25 protein-coding genes and 1 pseudogene are annotated in these 24,468 nt (G+C 71.9%); 22 read left to right on the top strand and 4 right to left on the bottom strand.

What is annotated here, in order from left to right:
• Positions 1-16 precede the first annotated feature (16 nt).
• A complete protein-coding gene (locus IE255_RS04895) occupies positions 17-718 on the top strand; it encodes a DUF4191 domain-containing protein (protein WP_190048841.1) in 702 nt (233 codons plus the stop codon).
• A gap of 67 nt (positions 719-785) precedes the next feature.
• Here IE255_RS04895 and IE255_RS04890 read toward each other — a convergent pair whose 3' ends face one another.
• Positions 786-1,253: an RDD family protein gene (locus IE255_RS04890; protein WP_190048840.1), complete on the bottom strand. Its 468-nt coding sequence runs from the start codon at positions 1,251-1,253 to the stop codon at positions 786-788.
• Between the two features lie 210 nt (positions 1,254-1,463).
• Between IE255_RS04890 and glnA the strand changes: the two genes are divergently transcribed.
• The 7 genes and pseudogenes from glnA to IE255_RS04855 all read left to right on the top strand — a co-directional run bounded on the left by glnA (position 1,464) and on the right by IE255_RS04855 (position 8,342).
• Positions 1,464-2,873: a type I glutamate--ammonia ligase gene (glnA, locus tag IE255_RS04885; protein ID WP_031114004.1), complete on the top strand. Its 1,410-nt coding sequence runs from the start codon at positions 1,464-1,466 to the stop codon at positions 2,871-2,873.
• Positions 2,874-3,016: 143 nt separating this feature from the next.
• A complete protein-coding gene (locus IE255_RS04880) occupies positions 3,017-3,277 on the top strand; it encodes an SCO2583/SCO2584 N-terminal domain-containing protein (RefSeq protein WP_190048839.1) in 261 nt (86 codons plus the stop codon).
• Positions 3,278-3,579: 302 nt separating this feature from the next.
• Positions 3,580-3,950 (top strand): annotated as a pseudogene (locus IE255_RS04875) (cupin domain-containing protein).
• A gap of 98 nt (positions 3,951-4,048) precedes the next feature.
• Positions 4,049-4,966 (top strand): zinc metalloprotease HtpX, encoded by a 918-nt coding sequence (gene htpX / locus IE255_RS04870; RefSeq protein WP_190048838.1) that lies wholly within the window; start codon positions 4,049-4,051, stop codon positions 4,964-4,966.
• 7 nt (positions 4,967-4,973) lie between these two features.
• Positions 4,974-5,558 carry a PspA-associated protein PspAB gene (gene pspAB, locus IE255_RS04865; protein WP_190048837.1) on the top strand — a complete coding sequence of 195 codons (585 nt, stop codon included), beginning with the start codon at positions 4,974-4,976 and terminating at the stop codon, positions 5,556-5,558.
• Between the two features lie 40 nt (positions 5,559-5,598).
• Positions 5,599-7,080, top strand: coding sequence for an alpha/beta fold hydrolase (locus tag IE255_RS04860; protein WP_190048836.1), 1,482 nt, complete (start codon positions 5,599-5,601; stop codon positions 7,078-7,080).
• 77 nt (positions 7,081-7,157) lie between these two features.
• On the top strand, positions 7,158-8,342 hold the full coding sequence (locus IE255_RS04855; protein ID WP_190048835.1) for a winged helix DNA-binding domain-containing protein: 1,185 nt from the start codon (positions 7,158-7,160) through the stop codon (positions 8,340-8,342).
• Between the two features lie 512 nt (positions 8,343-8,854).
• Here the strand turns inward: IE255_RS04855 and IE255_RS04850 are convergent.
• Positions 8,855-9,481, bottom strand: a complete 627-nt coding sequence (locus tag IE255_RS04850; RefSeq protein WP_190048834.1) for a TetR/AcrR family transcriptional regulator — start codon at positions 9,479-9,481, stop codon at positions 8,855-8,857.
• A 94-nt stretch (positions 9,482-9,575) separates the two neighbouring features.
• Between IE255_RS04850 and IE255_RS04845 the strand changes: the two genes are divergently transcribed.
• The gene (locus tag IE255_RS04845; protein ID WP_190048833.1) at positions 9,576-10,631 is read left to right on the top strand and encodes an aldo/keto reductase; all 1,056 of its coding nucleotides are present in this window, start codon (positions 9,576-9,578) and stop codon (positions 10,629-10,631) included.
• A 53-nt stretch (positions 10,632-10,684) separates the two neighbouring features.
• On the opposite strand, the gene IE255_RS04840 is transcribed toward IE255_RS04845, so the two are convergent.
• Complete coding sequence (locus IE255_RS04840) at positions 10,685-10,999, bottom strand: hypothetical protein (protein WP_190048832.1); 315 nt, start codon at positions 10,997-10,999, stop codon at positions 10,685-10,687.
• Positions 11,000-11,226: 227 nt separating this feature from the next.
• Here IE255_RS04840 and IE255_RS04835 point away from each other — a divergent pair, with 227 nt between their 5' ends.
• The 10 genes from IE255_RS04835 (at position 11,227) to IE255_RS04790 (ending at position 20,537) form a co-directional block, all read left to right on the top strand.
• The gene (locus IE255_RS04835; protein ID WP_190048831.1) at positions 11,227-11,586 is read left to right on the top strand and encodes an arsenate reductase family protein; all 360 of its coding nucleotides are present in this window, start codon (positions 11,227-11,229) and stop codon (positions 11,584-11,586) included.
• A 120-nt stretch (positions 11,587-11,706) separates the two neighbouring features.
• Positions 11,707-12,375, top strand: coding sequence for an SCO2207 family protein (locus tag IE255_RS04830; RefSeq protein ID WP_190048830.1), 669 nt, complete (start codon positions 11,707-11,709; stop codon positions 12,373-12,375).
• Positions 12,376-12,684: 309 nt separating this feature from the next.
• Positions 12,685-13,716, top strand: coding sequence for a glutamine synthetase (gene glnII / locus IE255_RS04825; protein ID WP_190048829.1), 1,032 nt, complete (start codon positions 12,685-12,687; stop codon positions 13,714-13,716).
• 86 nt (positions 13,717-13,802) lie between these two features.
• On the top strand, positions 13,803-14,723 hold the full coding sequence (locus tag IE255_RS04820; RefSeq protein ID WP_190048828.1) for a DUF6891 domain-containing protein: 921 nt from the start codon (positions 13,803-13,805) through the stop codon (positions 14,721-14,723).
• A gap of 170 nt (positions 14,724-14,893) precedes the next feature.
• Positions 14,894-15,037 carry a hypothetical protein gene (locus tag IE255_RS04815; protein WP_190048827.1) on the top strand — a complete coding sequence of 48 codons (144 nt, stop codon included), beginning with the start codon at positions 14,894-14,896 and terminating at the stop codon, positions 15,035-15,037.
• Between the two features lie 6 nt (positions 15,038-15,043).
• Positions 15,044-15,658, top strand: coding sequence for a winged helix-turn-helix domain-containing protein (locus tag IE255_RS04810; RefSeq protein ID WP_190048826.1), 615 nt, complete (start codon positions 15,044-15,046; stop codon positions 15,656-15,658).
• A 106-nt stretch (positions 15,659-15,764) separates the two neighbouring features.
• Positions 15,765-16,781, top strand: coding sequence for an SDR family oxidoreductase (locus IE255_RS04805; RefSeq protein WP_190048825.1), 1,017 nt, complete (start codon positions 15,765-15,767; stop codon positions 16,779-16,781).
• 86 nt (positions 16,782-16,867) lie between these two features.
• Entirely contained in the window at positions 16,868-18,127 is a 1,260-nt protein-coding gene (locus tag IE255_RS04800) for a sensor histidine kinase (RefSeq protein ID WP_190048824.1), read from the top strand.
• Positions 18,118-18,771 (top strand): LuxR C-terminal-related transcriptional regulator, encoded by a 654-nt coding sequence (locus tag IE255_RS04795; protein WP_190048823.1) that lies wholly within the window; start codon positions 18,118-18,120, stop codon positions 18,769-18,771. The genes IE255_RS04800 and IE255_RS04795 overlap by 10 nt, the downstream gene beginning before the upstream one ends.
• A gap of 203 nt (positions 18,772-18,974) precedes the next feature.
• Complete coding sequence (locus IE255_RS04790; RefSeq protein ID WP_190048822.1) at positions 18,975-20,537, top strand: DUF1996 domain-containing protein; 1,563 nt, start codon at positions 18,975-18,977, stop codon at positions 20,535-20,537.
• Between the two features lie 70 nt (positions 20,538-20,607).
• Here IE255_RS04790 and IE255_RS04785 read toward each other — a convergent pair whose 3' ends face one another.
• Positions 20,608-21,039, bottom strand: coding sequence for a hypothetical protein (locus tag IE255_RS04785; RefSeq protein WP_190048821.1), 432 nt, complete (start codon positions 21,037-21,039; stop codon positions 20,608-20,610).
• Between the two features lie 147 nt (positions 21,040-21,186).
• Between IE255_RS04785 and IE255_RS04780 the strand changes: the two genes are divergently transcribed.
• The 3 genes from IE255_RS04780 to IE255_RS04770 all read left to right on the top strand — a co-directional run bounded on the left by IE255_RS04780 (position 21,187) and on the right by IE255_RS04770 (position 24,468).
• Positions 21,187-21,714: a tetratricopeptide repeat protein gene (locus tag IE255_RS04780; RefSeq protein WP_190048820.1), complete on the top strand. Its 528-nt coding sequence runs from the start codon at positions 21,187-21,189 to the stop codon at positions 21,712-21,714.
• A 48-nt stretch (positions 21,715-21,762) separates the two neighbouring features.
• Entirely contained in the window at positions 21,763-23,685 is a 1,923-nt protein-coding gene (locus tag IE255_RS04775) for a hypothetical protein (RefSeq protein WP_190048819.1), read from the top strand.
• A 93-nt stretch (positions 23,686-23,778) separates the two neighbouring features.
• Positions 23,779-24,468 (top strand): TetR/AcrR family transcriptional regulator, encoded by a 690-nt coding sequence (locus IE255_RS04770; protein ID WP_229906281.1) that lies wholly within the window; start codon positions 23,779-23,781, stop codon positions 24,466-24,468.

Raw genomic sequence — 24,468 nt, 5'->3', positions numbered from 1 at the left:
ACGTAGACTTCGGGGCATGGCGAGGAAGGAAAGTGCAGCGGACGCTGCGAACCCCGGGCGACTGAAGCAGATCGCCCTGACCTACAAGATGACCCGCAAGGCCGACAAGAAGATCGGTCTTGTACTCGCGGCAGTCGGAATCGTCACCTTCGGTGTCTTCCTCGCGATCGGTTTCTTGATCGGTCACCCCATCTATGCCGGCATCCTGGGCCTCCTGCTCGCCTTCCTCGCGACGGCGATCGTGTTCGGGCGCCGGGCCGAGCGGGCCGCCTTCGGGCAGATGGAGGGACAGCCCGGCGCCGCGGCGGCGGTGCTCGACAACATCGGCCGGGGGTGGACGACGACCCCCGCGGTGGCGATGAACCGCAACCAGGACGTGGTGCACCGCGCGGTCGGCAAGGCAGGCATCGTGCTGGTCGCCGAGGGCAACCCGAACCGGGTGAAGTCCCTGCTGGCCGCCGAGAAGAAGAAGATGAACCGCATCGTCGCGGACGTCCCGGTACACGACCTGCTCGTGGGCACCGGCGAGGGCCAGGTCGAGCTGAAGAAGCTGCGCACGACCATGCTGAAGCTGCCGCGCGTGCTGACCGGCCCGCAGGTGACCGCCACCAACGACCGGCTGCGCGCCCTCGGGGACCTGATGAGCAACATGCCGCTACCGAAGGGGCCGATGCCGAAGGGCATGCGGCTGCCGAAGGGCGGGCCGAAGGCCCGCTGACCCCGCACATGACAGAAGGAGGGGTGCCCGGATCATTCCGGGCACCCCTCCTTCATGTCCATACGCGTCAGATGCGGACCTCGACCGTGCCCGCCAGCCGGTCGTGCAGACCCCGGCCGTCGCGGTCCCAGATCAGGGCGGGGATCGCCAGGAAGAGCAGGACCGTGCGCAGCGCGGCGCGCCAGGGGCTGACGCGGCCGGTCTCCAGGGCGAGCACGCGCAGACCGAGGAGCCGCTTGCCCGGGGTGAAGCCGACCGTACCGACCGTGAGGACCATCAGCGCGAACATGATGAGCGGCGCCCAGATCTGCGCGGCCTCGTTGTAGCTCTGGGTGATGAGACCGTATGCGATCAGGAGGCTCAGGCCCCAGTCCACGGCCAGGGCACCGAGCCGGCGGCCCGGGCGGGCGATCGAGCCGGGTCCCTCCTCGGGCAGACCGAGCTGCTCGCCCCGGTATCCGAAGTCGACACCGGCCTCTTCCGCGGCCGCGCGGGGCCCGGAGAGCCAGGATCCGAGTGCTTGCCTGTTGTCCACCCGTCCACGGTACTGCGCCCGTAATTGACCAGGGCACGGCGGGGTGTGTCCGGGCTACCGTGAAAGGGGAGCCGGTTAACTTGTGCGAAACAAATGGGTCACGCCAGAGAAATCACCCGTCCCTAGGGTCGAGGTCAGCGTGTGCCACCCGCACTGGCCGCACGAACGAACTACCACCCCGGCGGGACGGTCGGGAGTAGGAGGAGCTGGATGTTCCAGAACGCCGACGAGGCCAAGAAGTTCATCGCGGACGAGGACGTCAAGTTCATCGACGTCCGCTTCTGCGACCTCCCGGGCGTGATGCAGCACTTCACGGTGCCTGTCGACGCGTTCGACCCGGACGACGAGCTCGCCTTCGACGGATCCTCGATCCGGGGTTTCCAGGCCATTCACGAGTCCGACATGGCGCTGCGCGCGGACCTGTCGACCGCCCGGGTCGACCCGTTCCGCCGTGACAAGACGCTGAACATCAACTTCTTCATCCACGACCCGATCACGGGCGAGCAGTACTCCCGTGACCCGCGCAACGTGGCGAAGAAGGCCGAGGCCTACCTCGCCTCCACCGGGATCGCCGACACGGCGTACTTCGGCCCCGAGGCCGAGTTCTACGTGTTCGACAGCGTCCGCTTCGCGACCAGCGCGAACGAGTCCTTCTACCACATCGACTCCGAGGCGGGTGCCTGGAACACCGGTGCCCTCGAGGACAACCGTGGTTACAAGGTCCGCTACAAGGGCGGCTACTTCCCGGTCCCGCCGGTCGACCACTTCGCCGACCTGCGTGCCGAGATCTCCCTGGAGCTGGAGCGGGCCGGCCTGAAGGTGGAGCGCCAGCACCACGAGGTGGGCACCGCCGGCCAGGCCGAGATCAACTACAAGTTCAACACGCTGCTCGCCGCCGCCGACGACCTCCAGCTCTTCAAGTACATCGTGAAGAACGTGGCGTGGAAGAACGGCAAGACCGCGACCTTCATGCCGAAGCCGATCTTCGGTGACAACGGCTCGGGCATGCACGTCCACCAGTCCCTGTGGTCGGGCGGCTCCCCGCTCTTCTACGACGAGGCCGGTTACGCGGGCCTGTCGGACACCGCCCGCTACTACATCGGCGGCATCCTCAAGCACGCCCCGTCGCTGCTGGCCTTCACCAACCCGACGGTGAACTCGTACCACCGCCTGGTCCCCGGCTTCGAGGCCCCGGTCAACCTGGTCTACTCGCAGCGCAACCGCTCCGCCGCGATGCGTATCCCGATCACGGGCTCGAACCCGAAGGCCAAGCGCGTCGAGTTCCGCGCGCCCGACTCCTCCGGCAACCCGTACCTGGCCTTCTCGGCGCTGCTGCTGGCCGGCCTGGACGGCATCAAGAACAAGATCGAGCCGGCCGAGCCGATCGACAAGGACCTGTACGAGCTGGCTCCCGAGGAGCACGCCGGCGTCCCGCAGGTCCCGACCTCGCTCCCGGCCGTCCTCGACTCCCTCGAGGCCGACCACGAGTTCCTCCTCCAGGGCGACGTGTTCACGCCGGACCTGATCGAGACGTGGATCGACTACAAGCGCACGAACGAGATCGCTCCGCTGCAGCTGCGTCCGCACCCGCACGAGTTCGAGCTGTACTTCGACGTGTGATCGACGCCCCCGTCGTACCCGCGGTGCCCCCGTCTCCTTCCCGGAGGCGGGGGCACCGTCGTATGCCCGGATCCCGCTTCACAGACGGAGGCGGACAGGGGATTATCGACAGTGACACTGTTGTTCGAGAGAGGTTGACGGGGATGTCCGAACGGCACGACGGCGAGCGGGAGTTCGACCTCAGATGGGCGGACAGCGCCGAGCACAAGGAGCCCTCCGCCCGGGCCCGGATGCTCGCCGCCCGCTGGAAGCACAACCCGCCCGGACCCGTGCCGTTCCGCGCCGACCCGGAGCACGTGGGGTCGCGTCGCCGCTCCTCGTGGGTGTCCACGGCCGTGGTGCTCGGCTGTGTGGCGGCGGTGATCGTGCTGCTGGGGTACATCAACTTCCGGGCCCCGTACTAGGGCAGCTGACTCGGCGCGGCTGCTAGGGGCTGTCGCTTGGATCAGGTCGCAGGGAAGTGACGGTGCTGTTCAGTGCCGGTGAGCGGGGTCATGGGGGTACCTCCCTGCTCGAGCGCAGCCGAGAGCTTGGGGGAGCGTGCAGCTGCAAGGCGGAGGAGGGCGTCGACGCGATGGGGGTCCCCCCTGCTCGAGCGAAGTCGAGAGCTTGGGGGAGTCGGCAACCGACGACAACGCGGCAGATGCGCGTGCCAGACCCCGCGTCTGCGGCGTGATCCAAACGACAGGCCCTAGCCTCCGGGCCCGTGAGTGACAGCGTGTACACGGGCAACGCGGGCGAGGACGCCGCCCTGGACCGGGGGTGGATCCTCGGGCACTTCAAGGACGTGGGGGATCCGCGGCGCAGTGACGCCGTGGAGGTGAAGTGGGGGGTTCATCCCCGGGGGACGAGCGGGCCGAGTGGGTGCGGGGTGAGGTACGTACCGCGCTGCTCGTGCTGATCAGCGGGCGTTTCCGGGTCGAGCTGCCGGGGCGCAGCGTGCTGCTGGAGCGGCAGGGGGACTACGTGGTGTGGGGGCGCGGCGTCGATCACTCGTGGTATGCGGAGGAGGAGTCGGTCGTGCTGACCGTGCGGTGGCCGTCCGTGCCCGGCTATGCCGTGGCCGCCGGGGGCTGATGGCTTTGCCGGGACTGGGGATGATCGCGACCCGTTCATGGGTGGGCCCGGGTGCACACTGGCAGTGGGACGAGTGCGTGAGCTGCGGGGTGATGCAAATGCACAGCCGCTTTCGGAGTGATCGGCGGTTGACCACCCGTATGGGGATCACACTGTTCCTGCTCGGGTTGCTGTACGTGGGGTTCGTCGCCGCGTTGGTCGTGCTGCTGAAGTCGTGGGTGCTGGTCGTGGTGGTCGCGGCGGCGCTGCTCGGCGCGCAGTACTGGTTCTCGGACCGGATCGCGCTGTACGCCATGCGCGGCCGGGTCGTGGAGCGGGAGGAGTTTCCCGAGCTGCACGCGGTGATCGACCGGATGTGCGCCCTCGCGGACATGCCCAAGCCGGTGGTCGCCGTGTCCGATATGGACATGCCGAACGCGTTCGCGACCGGCCGGAACCCCGACCACGCCGTGGTCTGTGTGACGACCGGGCTGCTCAGGCGGCTGGAGCCGGCCGAGCTGGAGGGCGTGCTCGCGCACGAGCTGTCGCACGTGGCGCACAAGGACGTCGCCGTGATCACGGTCGCGTCGTTCCTCGGCGTGATCGCGGGGCTGATCGTCCGGTTCGCCTTCTACTCGCAGCTGTTCGGCGGGGGCCGGCGGGACCAGAACACGGCTGCCGTCTTCGCCGCGGTGATGGGCGTGTCGGCCGCCGTGTACGCGATCAGCTTCCTGCTGATCCGCGCTCTGTCCCGGTACCGGGAACTGGCCGCGGACCGGGCGGCGGCGCTGCTCACCGGCCGGCCCTCGGCGCTGGCCTCCGCGCTCACCAAGGTCTCCGGCGACATCGCCCGCATCCCGACCAAGGACCTGCGCACGGCCCAGGCCTTCAACGCGTTCTACTTCACGCCGGCGCTGGGCCGCGAGCCCGGTGTCGCGCGGCTCTTCTCGACCCACCCGAGCCTGGAGGAACGGCTCGACCAGCTGGGCCGGATCTCCGCCGAGCTGGGCGAGGCGGCGGCACCCGGAGGGGTGTGAGCGGAGCATGGGGCTGCTGGACATCCTGCTCGGCCGGACCAAGCCGGTCGCGGCGGATCTCGACCGGCTGTTCGCGCTGCCGTCGGCGGCCGTGACCCTGGAGGCCGCCGTGGGGTTCACCCCGACCGGGCAGGGGGCGGTGTGCTTTGCCACGGTCGAGGGCGCGGCCTTCGAGCAGACCCACCGCGAGGTGCGGGCGCTGCTGGACGCCGACACCGACCGCGACGGCCCGCCGGTGGAGCTGCGTCAGGATGACTACGGCTACTCCTGGCTGGTCTCGCACCGCTCCCCCGACCAGCTCGCGGCCCTCGTGAACGACCTGCACGCCGTCAACAGCCAGATGGAGGTCAACGGGTTCGGCCCCCAACTGCTGTGCTCATCGGCCGTGTTCCGGAACCAGGCGGGACGGCGGCTCGCGCTGGTCTACCTCTACAAGCGCGGCACGTTCTACCCGTTCGCGCCCCTGCCCGGCGAGGGGCAGCGGCGCGACAACGCGCTGGAACTCCAGGTGCGGGCCGCGCTCGCCGACGACCTGCGGATCGAGGAGGACCTGGGCCGCTGGTTCCCGGTGTGGGGGGCGCCTGGTCTGTGATCGCCCCTCACGGGTCCGCGCGGCGTGAGTGAATGGCCGGATGAGTGAGCTGGTCCCTTTCGCGCACATCGTCGACGGTGAACGCCTCAGCGGCCTGTGCGGCGACGCGGGCGGCGGTGCACCGGCCCGGGCGACCGCCGTCCTGCTGCACGGCGCGGGCAACGGCAGCAAGGAGCGGCTGGTGCCGCTGCTGGAGGAGTTCGTCGCGCACGGCTGCCGCGCCCTCGCCTTCGACTTCTCGGGGCACGGGGAGAGCACGGGCCTGCTGCGGGAGTTGAGCCTGCGCCGCCGCTTCGAGCAGGCCGTGTCCGTCATCGACACGCACGCGCGCGTGGACGCGCCGCTGGTCCTGGTCGGGTTCAGCATGAGCGGCCAGACGGTGGCCGATCTCGCCCGGCACTACGGCCACCGGGTGGCGGCCCTGGGGCTGTGCGCGCCGGCGGTGTACGCGGCCGAGGCGTGGGACGTGCCGTTCGGCGAGGGGAACGGGCGGTTCAGCGCGATCATCCGCCGGGCCGGGAGCTGGCGTACGGCGCCCGCGCTGGAGGTGCTGCGGGCGTACGAGGGGCGGGCGGTGCTCGCGGTGCCGGGCACGGACGAGGTCATCCCGCCCGCGGTGACGGAGGCCGTCTCGGAGGCGCTGGCCCGGCGCGCGCAGTTCACCCACTGGGAACTGCCCGACGCGGAGCACCGGTTGGGGCTGTGGTTCCGCGACCACCCCGACGACCGGCGGGAGTTCGTCACCGCCGTCCTGACCGGGCTCGGCGGGCGGGGCTGGACGGCCACGCGCGCGTGGGTGGCCAAGCAGCTTCCCGAGGGCCGTACGGTCGACAAGTCCACTTTCCTGACGGGCGGCTGGAGCGCCCAGATGCGGCGGCTCACCCTCGACGACGGCACGGAACTGGCGCTCCGGACCTTCGTGAAGCCCTTCTTCCGGCGGCACGCTCCCGGCCTGCTGGCCCGCGAGGCGGAGATCCTCACGCTGCTGGCGGGGCAGGAGGGCGTACCGGCCGCCGAGCTGATCGGCGTGGACGCGACCGGCGAGCACTGCGATCATCCGTCTCTGCTGATGTCCCTGCTGCCGGGGCGGATCCGGGTCGACGAGGAGGACCTCGTCGCGCGGGTGGACCTGCTGGCGGCCCAGCTGGCCCGGATCCACCGGGTCGTTCCTGCGACGGGGGAGCGGCCGCGTCCGTACCAGGCGTGGACGTCCCCGGAGCAGGTGAACGCACCGGAGGGCGCGTTGTGGAAGCGGGCCGTGGACGTGATCCGCCGGGACCCGCCCCCGTACGACGGCTGCTTCCTGCACCGGGACTTCCATCCCGGGAACGTGCTGTTCATGGGCTCGGGCAGCGATGGTCTGCGGATCAGCGGGGTCGTCGACTGGGTGGAGACCTCGTGGGGTCCCGCCGACCTGGACGTCGCCCTCCCCCACTGCCCTCAGGGCGTGGGAGGTGCCCCAGCGGTGCTGGCGGGGCGTCTGAACGCGTATGTGACCGGGCTGCTGAAGCGGCACTCCTGAGGCGTCCGGCGGGCGATTGTCAGTGGCGTCCGCGATGATGCAGTCGGGGCGGAGGGACGCGACGAGTGGAGGCCTGCATGGGGGCGCAGCGGTACATCGGCGTGGCGGAGAGGCGGGCGCGGCTGGGGCTGCGGCAGCGGCTGGCCGGGTCTGCGGGGGCGGCGACGCCCGAGGAGGTCGCCGGTTCGCTGGTCGCGCTGCACGGCACCGACCCGGCGACGGTGTACCTGGCCGTGGGCGCGCGGCTAGCCGACCCCGCCAAGACGGTGGCGGAGACGGGGCGGGCGCTGTACGAGGACCGTTCTCTGGTGCGGATGCACGGCATGCGGCACACGGTGTTCGTCTTCCCCACGGCCCTGACCGCCGTCGTGCACGCTTCGACGGGCCTGGCCGTCGCCGCCAAGGAACGCGCCGGGCTGCTCAAGCACATGGCGGCGGCCGGGGCGCCGGACGCGGCCTGGCTGAAGGAGGTCGAGGAGTCGACGCTGGCGGCGCTCGCCCGGCGCGGGCAGGCGACGGCCGCCGAACTCGCCCAGGACGAGCCGCGGCTGCGCGAGCAGTTCGTGTACGGAGCGGGCAAGAGCTACGAGGGCCTGCACACGGTCTCGACCAGGCTGCTGAGGGTGCTGGGCGTCGAGGGCAAGGTCGTACGCGGCCGGCCGCTCGGCTCCTGGACGTCCGGCCAGTTCCGCTGGGCCGTCGCCCCCGAGCACCCGGAACTGGACGCCGCCGAGGCGCAGGCGGAGCTGCTGAGACGGTGGCTCGCCGCGTGCGGTCCGGCGACCGAGGCCGACCTGAAGTGGTGGACGGGGTGGCGGGTGACGGAGGTCCGCAGGGCGCTGGCCGCGATCGGGGCGCAGCCGGTGGAGCTGGACGAGGGCCCCGGGTACGTGGCCGAGGGCGACGTCGCCCCGGTGCCCGAGCCGGACGCCCCCTGGGCCGCGCTCCTGCCCGCTCTCGACCCGACGGCGATGGGCTGGCAGCAGCGCGACTGGTACCTCGCGCCGGAGCTGCGGCCCTTGCTGTTCGACCGCAGCGGCAATGTCGGGCCGACGGTGTGGTGGAACGGCAGGGTGGTCGGCGGCTGGGCGCAGCGGACCGACGGGGAGATCACCTGGCGGATCCTCGACGGGCAGGGCGTCGGCCGGGAGGCCCTCGCGGCGATCGAGACGGAGGCGGAACGGCTGAGCGGCTGGGTCGGCACGACCAGGATCACCCCACGCTTCCGCACACCGCTGGAGAAGGAACTGGCGGCGGGCTAGGTCGTCCGACGGATCCGCGGCGGCAGGCGCGCCAGCGGCAGCGCCAACGGCAGCGGCACCGGCACCGGCAGCGCCAACGGCAGCGGCAGCGGCAGCGGCAGCCGCCAGAGGGTCAGCAGCAGACGGCAAGCGGCGGATCGACGTGCCCTGCCCGTACGCCGCCCCCGGCCACTGCGGCGGCTGCGACTGGCAGCACGCCAATCCGGGCGCGCAGCGGCGCCTGAAGGCCGACGTCATCTCCGAGGGCAGACGGCAAGCGGCAGGCGAGAGGCGCCAGCCGGCAGACGGCGAACGGCGAACGGCAACCGAAAGGCGACAGCCGCCAGCCGGCGAACGGCAACCGGCAACCGAGCGGCGGCAACCGGCAAGCCGCAGGCGAAAGGCGGCAGACGCCCGACGGCGAGCGGCCGGCGCCAACCCGTCCCGGTGCGCGTCGAGATCCCCGACCGCGTGCCCGATCGGCGTGATCGGCCCCCGAGCGGCCCGGCCGCCGCCCGCGGCGGAGCCGCGCGTTACGCGGGCTTCCCACCGCCCCGTACGAACACCCCCGCACGCGCCGCGATCGCGGCGGCCTCCGCGGCCCGGTCGGCCGCGGTCTCGTCGAGTCGGCCGCCGCTGATCAGCAAGTGGTAGTAGAGCGGAGCGGAGACGGCGCGGATCACGTCGTGCGGGTCGGTGCCCTCGGGTACCTCGCCCCGGTCGGCGGCCTGCCGGACGCAGGGTGCCCACTCCCGGACGCGGATGTCGTAGAAGCGGTGGAGCGCCGCGGCCGTCTTCGCGTCACCGGTGGCGGCGGCGATCAGCGCCTTGAACAGCGCGCCCTGCCGCGGGTCCGTCAACGTGCGCTGGACGAGCCGGGCGTTGGCCGTCAGATCGCCGAGCAGCGAGCCGGTCTCGGTGCGCGGCGCGGACTGCTCGGCCATGTCCTGGAGGAGGTCGGCCACCAGCCCCGTCACGGTTCCCCAGCGGCGGTAGACGGTCGTCTTGCCCACAGCGGCGCGGCGCGCGATGTCGGCCAGGTCCAGCCCGGTGAAGCCCTGCTCGGTCAGGGCGTCCTCGGCCGCCCGCAGCACCGCCTGCCGCACCCGCGCCGTGCGCCCTCCGGGGCGTACGGTCCCCGGCTCGACCCCGTCAGCCATAACGGCACTCCCGTTCCATTAACCGCTTCGCCCTGCTACCTTAGCCGCCATTAACGAAACTTCAGACCCGTTAGACGACCAGAGGGGGCCCACGATGGAATACAGGCGATTGGGCGCGTCCGGACTCATGGTTCCCGCGCTGAGCTTCGGAGCCGGCACCTTCGGCGGGCGGGGCCCGCTCTTCGGCGCGTGGGGCACGACCGACGCGCGGGAGGCGCGCCGCCTGGTGGACATCTGCCTGGACGCCGGGATCACGATGTTCGACACCGCGGACGTCTACTCCGCCGGTGCCTCCGAGGAGGTGCTGGGAGAGGCGATCAAGGGCCGCCGGGACCAGGTGATCGTCTCCACCAAGACGAGCCTGCCGATGGGCGACGGACCGGCCGACGCGGGCTCCTCCCGCTCCCGGCTGATCACCGCCTGCGAGGACGCCCTGCGCAGGCTCGGCACCGACCACATCGACCTGTTCCAGCTCCACGCCTTCGACGCCGGGACACCGGTCGAAGAGGTGCTCGCGACCCTCGACACACTCGTGCGGGCGGGCAAGGTGCGCTACGTCGGCGTCTCCAACTTCTCCGGCTGGCAGGTGATGAAATCCCTTGCGGCGGCGGAGAAACACGGGCACCCGCGCTACGCGGCCCACCAGGTGTACTACTCCCTCCTCGGCCGCGACTACGAGTGGGAGCTCATGCCGCTCGCCCTGGACCAGGGCCTCGGCGCGATCGTCTGGAGCCCGCTCGGCTGGGGGCGCCTCACGGGCAGGATCCGCCGCGGCGCACCGCTGCCGCCCGACAGCCGGCTGCACGCCACCGCCGACTACGGCCCGCCCGTCGCCGAGGAGCACCTCTACGGCGTGGTGGACGCGCTGGAGGAGATCGCACAGGAGACGGGCCGGGCCGTGCCGCAGATCGCCCTCAACTGGCTGCTCCAGAGGCCGACCGTGTCCTCCGTCATCATCGGCGCCCGCGACGAGCGGCAGCTGCGCCAGAACCTCGGCGCCGTCGGCTGGACCCTGGCCCCCGAGCACATGGCGAGACTCGACGCGGCGAGCCACCGCCCGGCGCCGTACCCCTACTTCCCCTACGAGCGCCAGGAGGGTTTCGCCCGCCTGAACCCGCCGGTGTTCGCCGCGCCGGGCCGGGCGGCATGACGGAGCGCCGGGCACCCGGAGAACAGGGTGCCCGGCGCTCGGAATCGGCCAGGTCAGCGGGCGTAGCGCATGAGCGCTCGCACCATGTGGCACGTCGTGTCCGACGGCGGGTGGACGCCGATCAGCTCCGCCGTGTCCCGGATCGTCTCGTTGCGGGCCTGGTTCGGCATGTAGACGCCGGAGTCGAGCAGGGCGATGGCGAGGCGCATCGCCTTGAGGCGGCGGTTGTGCGTGACGTACCACTCGCGCGGCCGGCCCGGCGGCAGCGGCCGCTTCTCCACGGGCGCGTACGGCAGGTCGAGCAGGACAGGGCGCTTCGCGGTGGACTGGGTGGGCAGCGGCTTCGACGTCAGAGCGGCAGCGGGCACAGGCATCCTCCTGTCGCGGTCGGGCGGCCGGCGGAGACTTCGGCGTCCCCGCCGCCACCCTCGAACACTGCTTACAGTTTACCGCCGGGCACTGACAACGGGGAGGCCGCAGAGCTCGGCAAACTCCCAGGTGGGGAAGGGAATTGGCGTCTCGTCACGGCAGGTCCGCAAGGGGCCTGTGGGTCTCCAGGAATTCGAACAGACTCGGCGGCGCGTACCGTGGGCGCATGGAGATCTGGATCAATCCCGCCTGCTCGAAGTGCCGCAGCGCCGTGCGGCTGCTCGACGCCGAGGGCGCCGACTACACCGTCCGCCGCTACTTGGAGGACGTACCGAGCGAGGACGAGATCCGCGGCGTCCTCACCCGCCTCGGGCTCGAACCCTGGGACATCACCCGCACCCAGGAGGCGGCCGCCGAGGAGCTCGGGCTCAAGGAGTGGCCGCGGGACGCCGGTTCGCGCGACCGGTGGATCAGGGCGCTCACCGAGCACCCCAAGCTGATCCAGCGCCCGATCATCACCGCGGACGACGGCACGGCGGTGGTGGCCCGCACCGACGAGGCCGTGCGGGACGCGCTGTCACGTTGACGGCCGACTACCTCCACGTGTGGCGCGGGTCACTTCGGCGACTCCTGTAACCGCTGAGTAACTTCGTTCGGTATCTCGTACATAGCGGCGTACGCTCCCCTACCTCTTCAGGAGGCGCGCATGTCGCGCAGGAGAACGCTCGGTACGAAGAAGAAACTCGCGCTGCTGGTGAGCGCGGCGACGGTGGCGGGAGGCGGGGCCTTCGTCATGGCGAGTACGTCGAACGCCGCGCAGACCCCCAAGTCCTCGGCGGAGTCGACGGTCTGCCTGGGTCTCGCCACCGCCCTCGGCAACAACCAGAAGTTCATCGCGGACCAGCGGGCCGACCCCGACGCGCAGTCCGAGGCGCGGATCGCCAACCGCGAGGCGGTCGTCGCGGAGATCCAGCGGAAGCAGGAGGCGTCGGGGTGCGTGGTGGGGGAGTCGGCTCAGGACTCCCAGCCCGCACAGCCGTCGCAGCCCGCACAGTCGGCACCGCCCGCCGGGGCGGCGGAGCCCTCGCAGCCCGCGGCGAACCCCGGCGGGGGTGCCGCGCCCTCCGGGCAGCAGGTGTGCAACGGCTCCACCGTCACGCTCTCCGGCGAGGGCGGTGCGCCCGCCGCGTCCAGCAACCAGTTCCCGGCCGGCACGAAGCTGAAGGTCACCAACCTGGACAACAACAAGTCCACGACGGTGGAGGTCACTTCGGTCTCCGGCAGCTGTGTGCTGCTCAACGACGCGGCCTTCGAACAGGTCCGTGAGCCCGGCAAGTTCCTCATCCGCCGGGCCGTGATCGAGAAGGTGGGGTGAAGCCGGGCGATCGAGTGAGCCACTGAGGCGGCGGCCCACCCCTGGGCCGCCCCCTCGTACGTGTCACCGGTCCCGCTGCTCCCGGCCAGGGGCAGCGGGACCGGCATGTCCGGCCCGCTCCCCCGGCGAAACACCCTCACAGCGTGACGTGCGGCACAGCGTCACCCGGTAACACGGGGTTCACATTCGAGCAATGGACGGGAAATCGCCTGTTGACAAGCTGCCGGGCAACTAAAGCGGCGCCCCAGTGCCGCAGCGCCGCCAGCACCCGCGATACGCGCCCAGACACACCCCCGAAGGATGTGGCCCGTGACCTTCAAGGCTGAGTACATCTGGATCGACGGCACCGAGCCGACGGCCAAACTGCGTTCCAAGACCAAGATCATCGAGGGCTCCCCCGCCGGTCTGGACGCGCTGCCGATCTGGGGCTTCGACGGGTCCTCCACCAACCAGGCCGAGGGCCACGCCTCGGACTGCGTCCTGAAGCCGGTCTTCACCTGCCCGGACCCGATCCGCGGCGGCGACGACGTGCTGGTCCTGTGCGAGGTGCTGAACATCGACTTCACGCCGCACGCCACCAACACCCGTGCCGCGCTGGCCGAGGTCGCGGAGAAGTTCGCGGCGCAGGAGCCGATCTTCGGCATCGAGCAGGAGTACACCTTCTTCAAGGACGGCTACCCGCTCGGCTTCCCCAAGGGCGGCTTCCCGGCCCCGCAGGGCGGCTACTACTGCGGCGTCGGCGCCGACGAGATCTTCGGCCGTGACGTCGTCGAGGCCCACCTCGACAACTGCCTGAAGGCCGGTCTCGGCATCTCCGGCATCAACGCCGAGGTCATGCCGGGCCAGTGGGAGTTCCAGGTCGGCCCACTGTCCCCGCTGGAGGTCTCCGACCAGCTGTGGGTGGCCCGCTGGCTGCTCTACCGCACCGCCGAGGACTTCGACATCGCCGCGACGCTGGACCCGAAGCCCGTGAAGGGCGACTGGAACGGCGCGGGCGCGCACACCAACTTCTCCACCAAGGCGATGCGCGAGGGCTACGACGCGATCATCACCGCGTGCGAGTCGCTCGGCGAGGGCTCCAAGCCGCTCGACCACGTCAAGAACTACGGCGCCGGCATCGACGACCGCCTGACCGGTCTGCACGAGACCGCCCCGTGGGACAAGTTCTCCTACGGCGTCTCCAACCGCGGTGCCTCGGTCCGTATCCCGTGGCAGGTCGAGAAGGACGGCAAGGGCTACATCGAGGACCGCCGCCCGAACGCCAACGTCGACCCGTACGTGGTGACCCGCCTGCTCGTCGACACCTGCTGCTCGGCGCTGGAGAAGGCCGGCCAGGTCTGATCCGCCGCACAGCTCCATGAAGGGGGCGCCCACCGTTCCGGTGGGCGCCCCCTCGCGTTGTCAGTGGGGCGTGCCATCGTGGGGGCATGGAGATCGACGGGGGCCTTGCCATCAAGGTGAAGACGGAGAGCGGGCAGACGTACGCGCGGATTCCGGAGCGGCGGCTGCGGGAGCTGGTGGCGCGGATCGGCGGTGCCGACGACCACTTCCTCGTGGTGCAGCGGATACCGGACCGGCCGCTGGTCTTCATCCAGACGGCGCGCGACGAGGGCGGGGCCTACGACCTCCAGCACCGCACGGGGCGCGTCCCCCATATGTGGGTGGCCCGGGTGACCGACCCGGGCCTCGTCGCGGAGGTGATGGTGCGCTGGGCGCGGCAGGAGGACGGCTGGGACGCGGGAGTCGCCTGGGAGCGCGAGGAGTTCGGGCTGCCCGAGCCGGCGCCCGCGCTCGCACCCGAGACCGCCGCGCGGGCCGAGGGGTACGTCCGGGAGATGCTCCAGGACGGCTACCTCGGCATCGACCAGCTGGTCCGCGAGACCGTGTACCTCATGGAGGACGGCCTCTCCTCCGCCCAGGCCCGCGCAGTCGTCGAGCGGCTGTGGCTGGAGCGGGTTGAGGAGCAGGAGGCGTGGACCGCCCCCACCGACCCGGACCGCCTGGAGCGGGCCTTCGCGGCGCTGGACGCGGACGGCGTCGTGGCCCGCGAGCACTTCTCCTGCTGCCGGAGCTGCGGCATGACCGAGATCGGCGCGGAGGCGGACGGCCGGGAAGGGGTGCGGGGGTTCGTCTTCTTCCCCTACCCGTGCACGCGCAGCGCGGCGGAAGGGCAGGGTCTGTCCCTCTACTACGGCGGGTTCGACGGCTCCGAGGAGACCACGACGGCCGTCGGACGCCGGGTCGTCGCGGCGCTCACCGCGGCCGGGTTGTCCACCGAGTGGGACGGCAATCCGGGCGAAGCGATCACGGTCACGCCCCTGACCTGGCACAAACGCCTGGTGGGGTGACGCACGCAACGGCGGCTCGCTGTCCGAACCGTGAGAGGAGGGTCCCGGCAGGCGGCCCCCGTCTGCTTCAATGGGCCCATGGCCAGCTACCAGAAGCTCACCGCGACGGGTCGCCATGACCTCGAGCCCTTCTGGCCGTCCCGTCAGGACCACGACTTCGACCGGGTGTGTTGCCGCGCGACGAACGCGCCGGCCCGCTGACGCCGTACACCCCGGCCTTCGGCCAGCGCGAACCGCGTACGTCCCTCGGCGAGCCCGACCACGAACTCGCGGCCGTCGACCTCCCAGACGACCTCCTCGCGCGAAAGAGCTGACCTCTCATGGCGACCCCTCGTTCTCTGTCCACCACCGCTCCCCTCGACTCCCCCGCGACCCACGGCCCTCGGCAACGGCTGCGTGCCGTCGACCGGGACGAGGTGGTGACGGTCGCGGATCTGCTGCCTCCGGGTGCCACCTGGCTGCCGGCGCCGCAGCACACCCTGCCCACCCTGCCGGGGCAGCCGCCGATGATCGGCTACCTGGTGCTCGTCCCGGCCGACCAGCAGCCGCCGTTCCCGGTGGCGGTGCCGGACCGGCCGGAGGCCGTCGGCCCCGAAACCGGCCCCGAATCCGGACCCGCGTCCGGGCGCGAGCGGGGCGGCGCGCCCCTGATCCGCGTCGACACCGTGCAGCGCACCGCCGAGGTGGCCGGCCGGCCGCTCGACCTCACGTACCTGGAGTTCGAGCTGCTCGCCCACCTGGTGGCGCACCCGGGCCGGGTGCACACCCGCGACCAGCTGGTCGGCACGGTGTGGGGCTACGGGCACGTGGGCGACGGCCGTACGGTCGACGTCCACATCGCCCGGCTGCGCCGCAAGCTGGGCCCCGAGCACCGCGCCGCGATCCGGACGGTGCGCCGCGTCGGCTACAAGTACGTGCCGCCGACGGGGAACTGACCCCCACCCCGGGACGCGCCCCGCGCACACCCGCCTCCCCACCCGGCCGTCTGCTGACAGCAGATCCTCGTTCCGTCGCGCCGCCCCACCCGGCAGAGTCGGTGGCATGAGGCTTCTGATGCTGGGTGGTACGGAGTTCGCGGGGCGGCCCGTCGTGGCGGCGGCACTGGCGCGGGGCTGGGAGGTGACCGTCTTCCACCGGGGGCGGCACGAGGCGCCGCCGGGCGTGCGGTCGCTGCACGGCGACCGCACCGCGCCCGACGGGCTGGCCGCCCTCGCCGCGGACCCGGGCGAGTGGGACGTCGTCGTCGACACCTGGTCGGCGGCGCCCTACGCGGTGCGGGACGCGGCGCGGCTGCTGCGGGGCCGCGCCCGCCGGTACGTGTACGTGTCGAGCTGCTCGGTGTACGCGTGGGCCCCGCCCGCCGGGTACGGCGAGGACGCGCCCCTGGTGGAGGGCGCGTCGGCCGACGCGGACCAGACCGACTACCCGCGGGACAAGCGGGGCGGTGAACTGGCCGTCCTGGACGCCTTCGGCGAGGACCGGTCGGTGCTCGTGCGGGCCGGGCTGCTCCTCGGCCCGTACGAGAACGTCGGCCGGCTGCCCTGGTGGCTGGACCGGATGGCGCGCGGCGGCCCCGTGCTGGCCCCGGGCCCGCGCGAGCTGCCCCTGCAGTACGTGGACGTCCGTGACCTCGCCGAGTGGATCCTGCACGCGGCGGAGCGCGAGCTGAGCGGGCCGTACAACCTGATCAGCCCTCAGGGGCACACCACCATGGGCGAGTTGCTGGACGCCTGTGCGCGGGTCACCGGCGGGGCGGCCGAACTCCGGTGGACCGACCCGGAGGTGATCCTCCGGGCGGGCATCGAACCGTGGACCGAGCTGCCGGTGTGGGTGCCGCCGGGCAGCGACCTGCACGACGCCCTGCACAGCGCGGACGTCTCCCGGGCCGTCGCGGCGGGGCTGAGCTGCCGGCCCGTCGAGGAGACCGTGGCCGACACCTGGAGCTGGCTCCAGGACATCGGCGGCACGGCACCGCTGCGCCCCGACCGGTCGTGCAAGGGGCTCGACCCGGAGGCGGAAGCGAAGGTGCTCGCGGCCGGCGGGGCCGCGGGGGTGTAGGTAGCACCACGGTGTAGGTAGCACCACCCCCTGACCGGGTGTCCCGGCCCCGTGTCCCCGCCCCTCCGCTAGGCCAGACTGACGCCATGACCATCGACACGAAGAGCGGCAACAGGCGTACGAAAGGGCGGGGCATCGGGCTCGCCGCGGTGCGGGGGCTGGCACTGGCCCTCGTCAGCCTGCCGGGGGCGGTGCTCTGCTTCTGCCTGTCCCTGGTCTCCATCGGGCTCATCCCGATCGGGGTCGGGCTCGTGACGACGCCGCACGTCCTGGCGGGGGTGCGGGCGTTCGCGAACTGGCGGCGGGTGCTCGCGGCCGAGTGGGGCGGGGTGCGGATACCCCCGGCGTACCGGCCGCTGCCCCTCAGCGCCAATCCGTGGACCCGCACCTTCGCGCTGCTGCGCGACCCGGCGACCTGGCGGGACCTGAGGTGGCTGCCGGTCGACATGACCGCGGGGTTCGTCACCGCGCTGCTGCCGGCGGTCCTGCTCTTCTATCCGCTGGAGGGGTTCGCGATCGCGGCCGGGCTGTGGCGGGTCTTCCCCGACGGGTACTGGTACGGGTTCGTACCGGTCACCGGGCAGGCGTCCGCGCTCGGCGCGGCGGCCCTGGGCCTGGTCCTGCTCTTCTTCGCGCACGTCTTCACCCCGCGCCTGCTGGCCGTCCACTTCCGGCTCACCCGGGCGGTGCTCGGCAGCAACCAGGGGGAACTGGCCGAGCGGGTGCGGGTGCTGACCGAGACGCGGCGCGACGCGGTCGACGCCTCCGCCGCCGAGCTGCGGCGCATCGAGCGGGACCTGCACGACGGGGCGCAGGCCCGGCTGGTCGCCGTCGGCATGGACCTCGGCACCATCGAGGCGCTCCTCGACAAGGACCCGGCCCAGGCCAAGGAGCTGATCGCGCAGGCCCGGAAGTCCTCGGTGGAGGCGCTGACCGAGCTGCGCGAGCTGGTGCGCGGCATCCACCCGCCGGTCCTCGCCGAGCGCGGCCTGGGCGACGCCGTACGGGCGCTGGCGCTGCGGCTGCCGGTGGCCACCGAGGTGAGCGTGGATCTGCCCGGGCGGGCGGAGGCGCCCGTGGAGTCCGCCGCGTACTTCGCCGTGAGCGAGGTGCTCACCAACGCCGTGAAGCACTCCGGCGCCGACCGGATCTGGATCGACGTGCACCAGGCGGACGGCATGCTGCGGGCGACCGTCACCGACAACGGCAGGGGCGGCGCGGTGATCGGGGCCGGTTCGGGACTGGCCGGGGTCGAGCGGCGACTCGGTACATTCGACGGCGTCCTGGCCGTCAGCAGTCCCGCGGGCGGTCCCACCATGGTCACCATGGAGATCCCTTGCGCGTAGTCCTGGCCGAAGACCTGTTCCTGCTGCGCGACGGACTCGTCCGGCTGCTGCAGGCGCACGGCTTCGAGATCGCGGCGGCCGTCGAGTCCGGGCCCGAACTGGCCGCCGCGCTGGCCGAGCTGGACCCGGACGTCGCCGTGGTCGACGTACGGCTACCGCCCACCCACACCGACGAGGGGCTGCAGTGCGCGCTCGATGCCCGCAGGAGGCGGCCCGGACTGCCGGTGCTGGTGCTCTCCCAGCACGTGGAGCAGCTGTACGCGCGTGAGCTGCTCGCCGACGGCACCGGCGGGATCGGCTATCTGCTGAAGGACCGGGTGTTCGACGCCGAGCAGTTCGTGGACGCCGTACGGCGGGTCGCCGCCGGGGGCACGGCGATGGATCCGCAGGTCATCCAGCAGTTGCTGGCGCGGCAGTCGGGCGACGACCGGCCGCTGGCGCGGCTGACGCCCCGGGAGCGGGAGGTGCTGGAGCTGATGGCGCAGGGCCGGTCCAACGCGGCGATCGCCGGGAAGCTGGTCGTGACGGAACGGGCGATCGCCAAGCACACCGCCAACATCTTCGCCAAACTGGGCCTTGAGGTCTCGGACGACGACAACCGGCGCGTGCTGGCGGTTCTCGCGTATCTCGACCACGGCCGATGAAACCGGACGGGTCGCCTTACCCACCGTGGGTGATCCACAACTCCCGGTACCAAAGGGACTGTTGAGAACACAGAGCCCTCACGAATCTCGCATCGATTTCCGAGACATCTGAACACCCCTGGGACGCCCTCCGTATGGAAGGGAGCCGCTTCACTCCTGTCGGGCGCCTCGATGCCCCCGAAAAAGGAAGTCAGAGGAGTTCCATGGGACGCAACACAAGAAAACGCCGTACGCCGCTGGCCACCAAGGCCATTGCCGCATCGGCGGCCCTAGCGCTCGGTGGGGGCGGGCTGATCTGGGCAAACTTCTATGCTTCGGCGCACGAGGAGAACTCGGCGAACCAGACGAAGTCCGCGGGCGCGCAGATCGCCACGATCCAGTGTCCGGACGTAGGGCAGCAGCTGACCGACGTGCCGGAGGGTGCTCGCCAGGGGGTGGACAAGGAGCTGGCCAACCTCGACAAGCAGATCAGCGAGGCCTACTCCCGGCTCGCCTCCACGCGTCAGGCCCAGGCCGGTGACTCGGGCTTCGTCAACAACGCCATCCTGGGCCCGCTGAAGTCGAAGCGAGTCGCGGCCATCGACCGGATCGGCATCAACATCCGGCGGGTGGGCGGACAGGCCCCGGGCAACCTCGAGCAGCTGGCCGAGTGCAAGGGCATGGCCGCCGACGCGAACACCAACGACGGCCAGGCCGGCGGCGGTCAGAACGGCGACGGGCAGAACAACGACGGGCAGAACGACGGCGGCCAGAACAACGACGGCGGTCAGGACCAGGGCCAGGACAACGGCCAGGACCAGGGTCAGGACCAGGGCCAGGGCGGCAACGGCGGGCAGGCCGGCAACGGCCCGGCGGCGGCGGACTTCATCAACATCGAGGACGTCCAGCCGAACTCCCGCAACCTGCCGAACGGCCTCGCCGCGAACGGCGACTCCGGTTCCACGGGCTCGTTCACCACGAACTGCGGCACCAACGAGAACGAGAACCGCAACTCCGACAACGTGATCGTGGCGCCCGGCGTCTCCAACGGCGCCCAGCACCAGCACGACTACGTCGGCAACCAGAGCAACAACGCCTTCGCGAGCGACGAGGACCTGGCGAACGCCGAGACGACCTGCCAGAACCAGGGTGACAAGTCCTCGTACTTCTGGCCGGTCATCCGTGTCCAGGACGGTACGCAGGACATCGACCAGGGCCAGCCGGGCGGCGGCCAGGACGGCAACGTCGGCAAGATCGTCGAGCCGACCGAGGCGCAGCTGAAGTTCGTCGGCAACCGGACGAGCGACGTCGTCGCGATGCCGAAGGCCCTGCGCATCATCACCGGTGACGCCAAGTCCTTCACCAACGGCCTGAACAACGCCAACACGTCCTGGAGCTGCACCGGCTTCGAGGACCGGCAGGTGACGGACAAGTACCCGATCTGCCCCGAGGGCAGCAGCGTGGTGCGGACGTCCAACTTCCAGAGCTGCTGGGACGGCCAGAACATCGACAGCGCCAACCACCGCACCCACGTGGACTTCGTGGAGGCGGACGGCAGCTGCTCGAACGGCTTCCAGGCCATCCCCCAGCTCCAGGTCCGCCTGGTCTACGACGTCCCGGCGCCGCAGATCAACAACGGGCAGGTGCAGAACGCGTTCGCGATCGACTCCTTCCCGGAGCAGCTGCACAAGCCGATCACCGACCACAACGACTTCATCAACTTCTTCGACGAGAACGTGATGAACGAGATGGTCCAGTGCATCAACAACGGCGAGGACTGCCAGTAGTCCTCACCCAGTAGGAAGCCGGCGGTGGGAATTCCCACCGCCGGCTTTCGCTTGCCCGGGCTCCGCGCGGTCAGCCGTGGTGGCTGCCGCTGTTGTGGCTGCCACCGGGGTTCATGTGCTCGGAGCCCTCTTCCATGGTCCCGCCGAGCGTGCTCTGCAGGGCCGTGACCGTCTTCTCCTCGCCGACGGCGACCCACTTGCGGCCGACGAGGTAGTAGCCGCCGTAGTCCTTGGCGCTGTTCAGCCACTCGCGCTGGCCGCGGTCGGTGGCGAAGGTGGCGAGGACGTACTTCTCCTTGCCCTTCTTGCAGATGGCCTGGCGGATGGTGTCGGCGTCGGTCTGCATGTTCGGCTCGCACTCGGCCTCGGCCGCGATGTGCTCCAGGCTGCCGGTCACCGCCTTCGGAACGGCCGCCTCGTCCTTGCCGCCGGATCCGCAGCCGGCCAGCGCCAGTATCGCCACCGCGCCGCTCAGCGCGAGCATCGGTCGGGTCACCCTCATCTGTTCCTCCGGTCCTTGTCACGGCACGGTCCGGACGCATGCCGCACGGAGCCCTGGCAACAGGCTCTCGCCTTCGATACGGCCGCGGAGCCCCCGCTGCTCAAAATTCCGCTGCCTCCGGGGGCGCTCCTGTGCGAGGGTGGGCCGGTGAACCAGGACTGGGAAGATCGCGTGACCGCCCTGTGGGACCGGTTCGACGAGTACGCGGAAACCGCGGAGGACGAGGCCCGCTTCCGCGCCGACGTCGACGCCCTCGTCGCCGAGCTGCCCGAGGACAGCCCGCTCGGGCCGTTCGAGCAGGCCTGTGCCTTCGACTCCACGGGCCACCCGGACCAGGCGGTCCGGCTGTACCGCGAGGCGCTGGCGCGCGGACTCGCCGACGTCAGCCCCTACAAGACCCGCCGGACGAAGATCCAGCTGGCCAGCTCACTGCGGAACATCGGGCAGGCCGAGGAGGGCGTCAAGCTGCTCGAAGCCGAACTGGACGCGCCGTCCGACGAGCTGGACGACGCCGTGCGCGCCTGTCTCGCCCTGTGTCTGTCCAGCCTGGGCCGCGACCGCGAGGCGCTGTCGCTGGCGCTGGGCGCCCTGGCCCCGCACCTGCCGCGCTACCAGCGCTCGATGGCGAACTACGCCCGGCTGCTCGTGGAGCCCGAGGTGCGGCCGGGAGCCTGACGCTCCGCAGTCAGGTGACCATCCAACGATTCGCTCGTTCTGCTGAACGTGCAGTCACAGGATGTCGCCCAGCGCCCCGCACCCCCCGCCACCGCCGGCCCGGTCGTCGACGTCGAGCAGGCCGAGGCCGCCCTCGTCGAGCACTACCCGCGTCTCGTCCGGCTGGCCTACCTGGTGCTGCCACCAGGGCTGGGCCGCAGCCGGCGCGTCGTGACCGCACACGCCCTCACCCAGCGCGCACTGCCCCGCAACCGCACCCCGGCCCCGATGATCCCGGCCCAGTCCACCGGCCGCCACGGCGACCCGGGCTACACCCTGGTCCGTCTCCAGGTGCTGCGCACGGCGCTGGAGGCCGGGCTGCCGCTGAAGCGCAAGGCCTGGCCCAAGAGGTCCCAGCTGCCGCCGGTGCTGCCGCAGGTGTGGGGCCTGAAACTGTTCCCGCGCTCCGGCGGCGCCGACGAACTCGCCCTGGACCAGCGGCTGTCCACCCTGTCCGGCCCGGCCCGGGCCGCGTACGCGCTGCGCGGGCTGGAGCGGCTGACGGACGACGACGTGCGCAAGGTCCTCAACGACGCGGGCGTCGCCGACGCGGAGGGGGCGCTGCTGGAGGCCGGCGGGATCCCCGCGCAGTACGGGCTGCTCGACTCCCCCGAGTTCGACCCCTGCTCGCTCCAGGCCCGGCCCACCGACCTGATGCGCCGCCGTCAGCACCTGAAGGCCGCGCTGGCCGCCGGGGCGGCCCTGCTGGTGTGCGGGGCACTGCTCGGACTGCCCGGCGAGGGCTGGGGCCCCGAGGGCGCCGCCGCTCCCCCGTACGCGCGGAACCCTTCGGCGCAGGCCGCCCTGGACCCGGCGAAGCTGACCCGGGTCCCGCCCACCGCGTGGCGCGGTTCGGCGCGCACCGACTTCTCCGTGTGGCCGGCCCGCGGCGACCTCACCGGTGACACGGCCCTGCTGCGCCGCGCCCTGGCCGTCTGGGCCCGCCCCGGCGAGACGGTCCAGGTCTCGGCCACGCCCGGCACCCCGTCCGGCGGCCCGGCCGGACCGCCCCAGCTGCTGTACGCGGGGACGGTCGACGCCGCGCGCGTGGTGATCCTCTACGACGGTCTGCGCATCGCCCGGTACGCCGAGCCGAAGGACGGCACGCAGGGCGCCGCCCTCGACTTCGCCCGGGTGGACGGGGCCGGCCGGGCCGAGGCGGGTGCGGTGGTCCTGGGCCGGGCCGACGGCAACGTCCGCTATCTGACGGCCCCTTGGGTGGCGAAGGCGGGTGAGCGGGACCTGTTGAAGCCGGGCTCCGGCGCGATGGACCTCGCCCTCACCGACGGTGTGACCGCGCCGCTGGCCAGCCCGGTCCTGCGGTCCGGCCCGTGCACCTCGTGGAACGTGCTGCAAGTGACCGACGGCAGCAGGACCCGGCTGCTGACCGACCTCGGCGAGCTGGTCCCGGCCCGGCTCACCGCCGGCCGGCCCGGCTCCCCGGGCGAGGCCTCCGGTGCCGAGGCGCTGCGCGTCTGGCAGCCGTTCGCCTGCTCGCTGGGGACGGTGCGCTCCGCGGGCGTGCGGAGCGTCAACGCCTGGGCGTTCAACGAGCAGCCGCTGCCCGACGCGAGCGGCTCGGCGGCGTGGGTGTGCACCCGGGCCGACACCTGGCGGGGCGGCGGGGCGCGGGTGCTGGCGCAGTTCCACACGCCGGGCGGGAGGTACGGGGCGGTGGCGGCGAAGGCCGAGAACGTCGCGGCGTGCGGGGCGCGTGACCCGCATGTGCTGGCCGGGGTGCTGTGGAAGTCGGAGGCGGGCGGCTGGTATCTACTGGCCGCCGGCAGCCGGGAGACGGCGTCGATCCGGGCGACGGGCGGGGTCGACGGGTCGGCGCAGGGCAGTCTGCTGACCGTGCCGGCCGAGCAGGGCGCGCGGGCCGAGCTGAAGGGCACGCTGGAGGACGGGCGTTCGGTCGGCGGGCTGAGCTGACCAACGGTTCTCGCGCCCGCCCAGGGAACCCTGGCGGACCTCCGCGGTCGCTCGGGCCCGTTCGAGGCCGGATTCGATCGGTAAGGTGTTCGTATGACTACCGGGGTTCGCCGCAGAATGGGAGTCGAGGAGCGACGGCAGCAGTTGATCGGCGTCGCCCTCGAACTGTTCAGCCGCCGCTCGCCCGACGAGGTCTCGATCGACGAGATAGCGTCGGCCGCGGGCATCTCACGCCCGCTGGTCTACCACTACTTCCCCGGCAAACTCAGCCTGTACGAGGCCGCGTTGCAGCGGGCCTCGGACGATCTCGCGGCCCGGTTCGTGGAGCCGCACGAAGGCCCGCTGGGGGCGCGGCTGCTGCGGGTGATGCGCCGCTACTTCGACTTCGTGGAGGAGCACGGGCCCGGTTTCTCCGCCCTCATGCGCGGCGGCCCGGCCGTCGGCTCGTCGACGACCAACGCGCTCGTCGACTCCGTGCGGCAGGCCGCGTATGTCCAGATCCTTTCGCACCTGGGCGTGACCGATCCGCCCGCGCGCCTGGAACTGGTCGTCCGTTCCTGGATCTCGCTCGCCGAGTCGACGGCGCTGATCTGGCTGGACGGCCGGCGCATCCCGCGCCGCGAGCTGGAGTCGCAGCTCGTCAACGACCTCGCCGCGCTCGTCGCCGTCAGCGCCGCCTACGACGAGGAGATGGCGGCCCTGCTGCGCAGCATGGTCGAGGACGAGCCGGCCGACGGCCCGTTCGCGGACCTGGCCGGCCGACTGGTGGCCCTGGCGAGCTGA

Origin of the sequence: Streptomyces lomondensis, from assembly GCF_014651035.1 — a bacterium.
Classification (GTDB): Bacteria; Actinomycetota; Actinomycetes; order Streptomycetales; family Streptomycetaceae; genus Streptomyces; species Streptomyces lomondensis.
The sequence above is the reverse complement of the archived record's forward strand: the minus strand, read 5'-3'. Positions and strand labels throughout refer to the sequence as shown.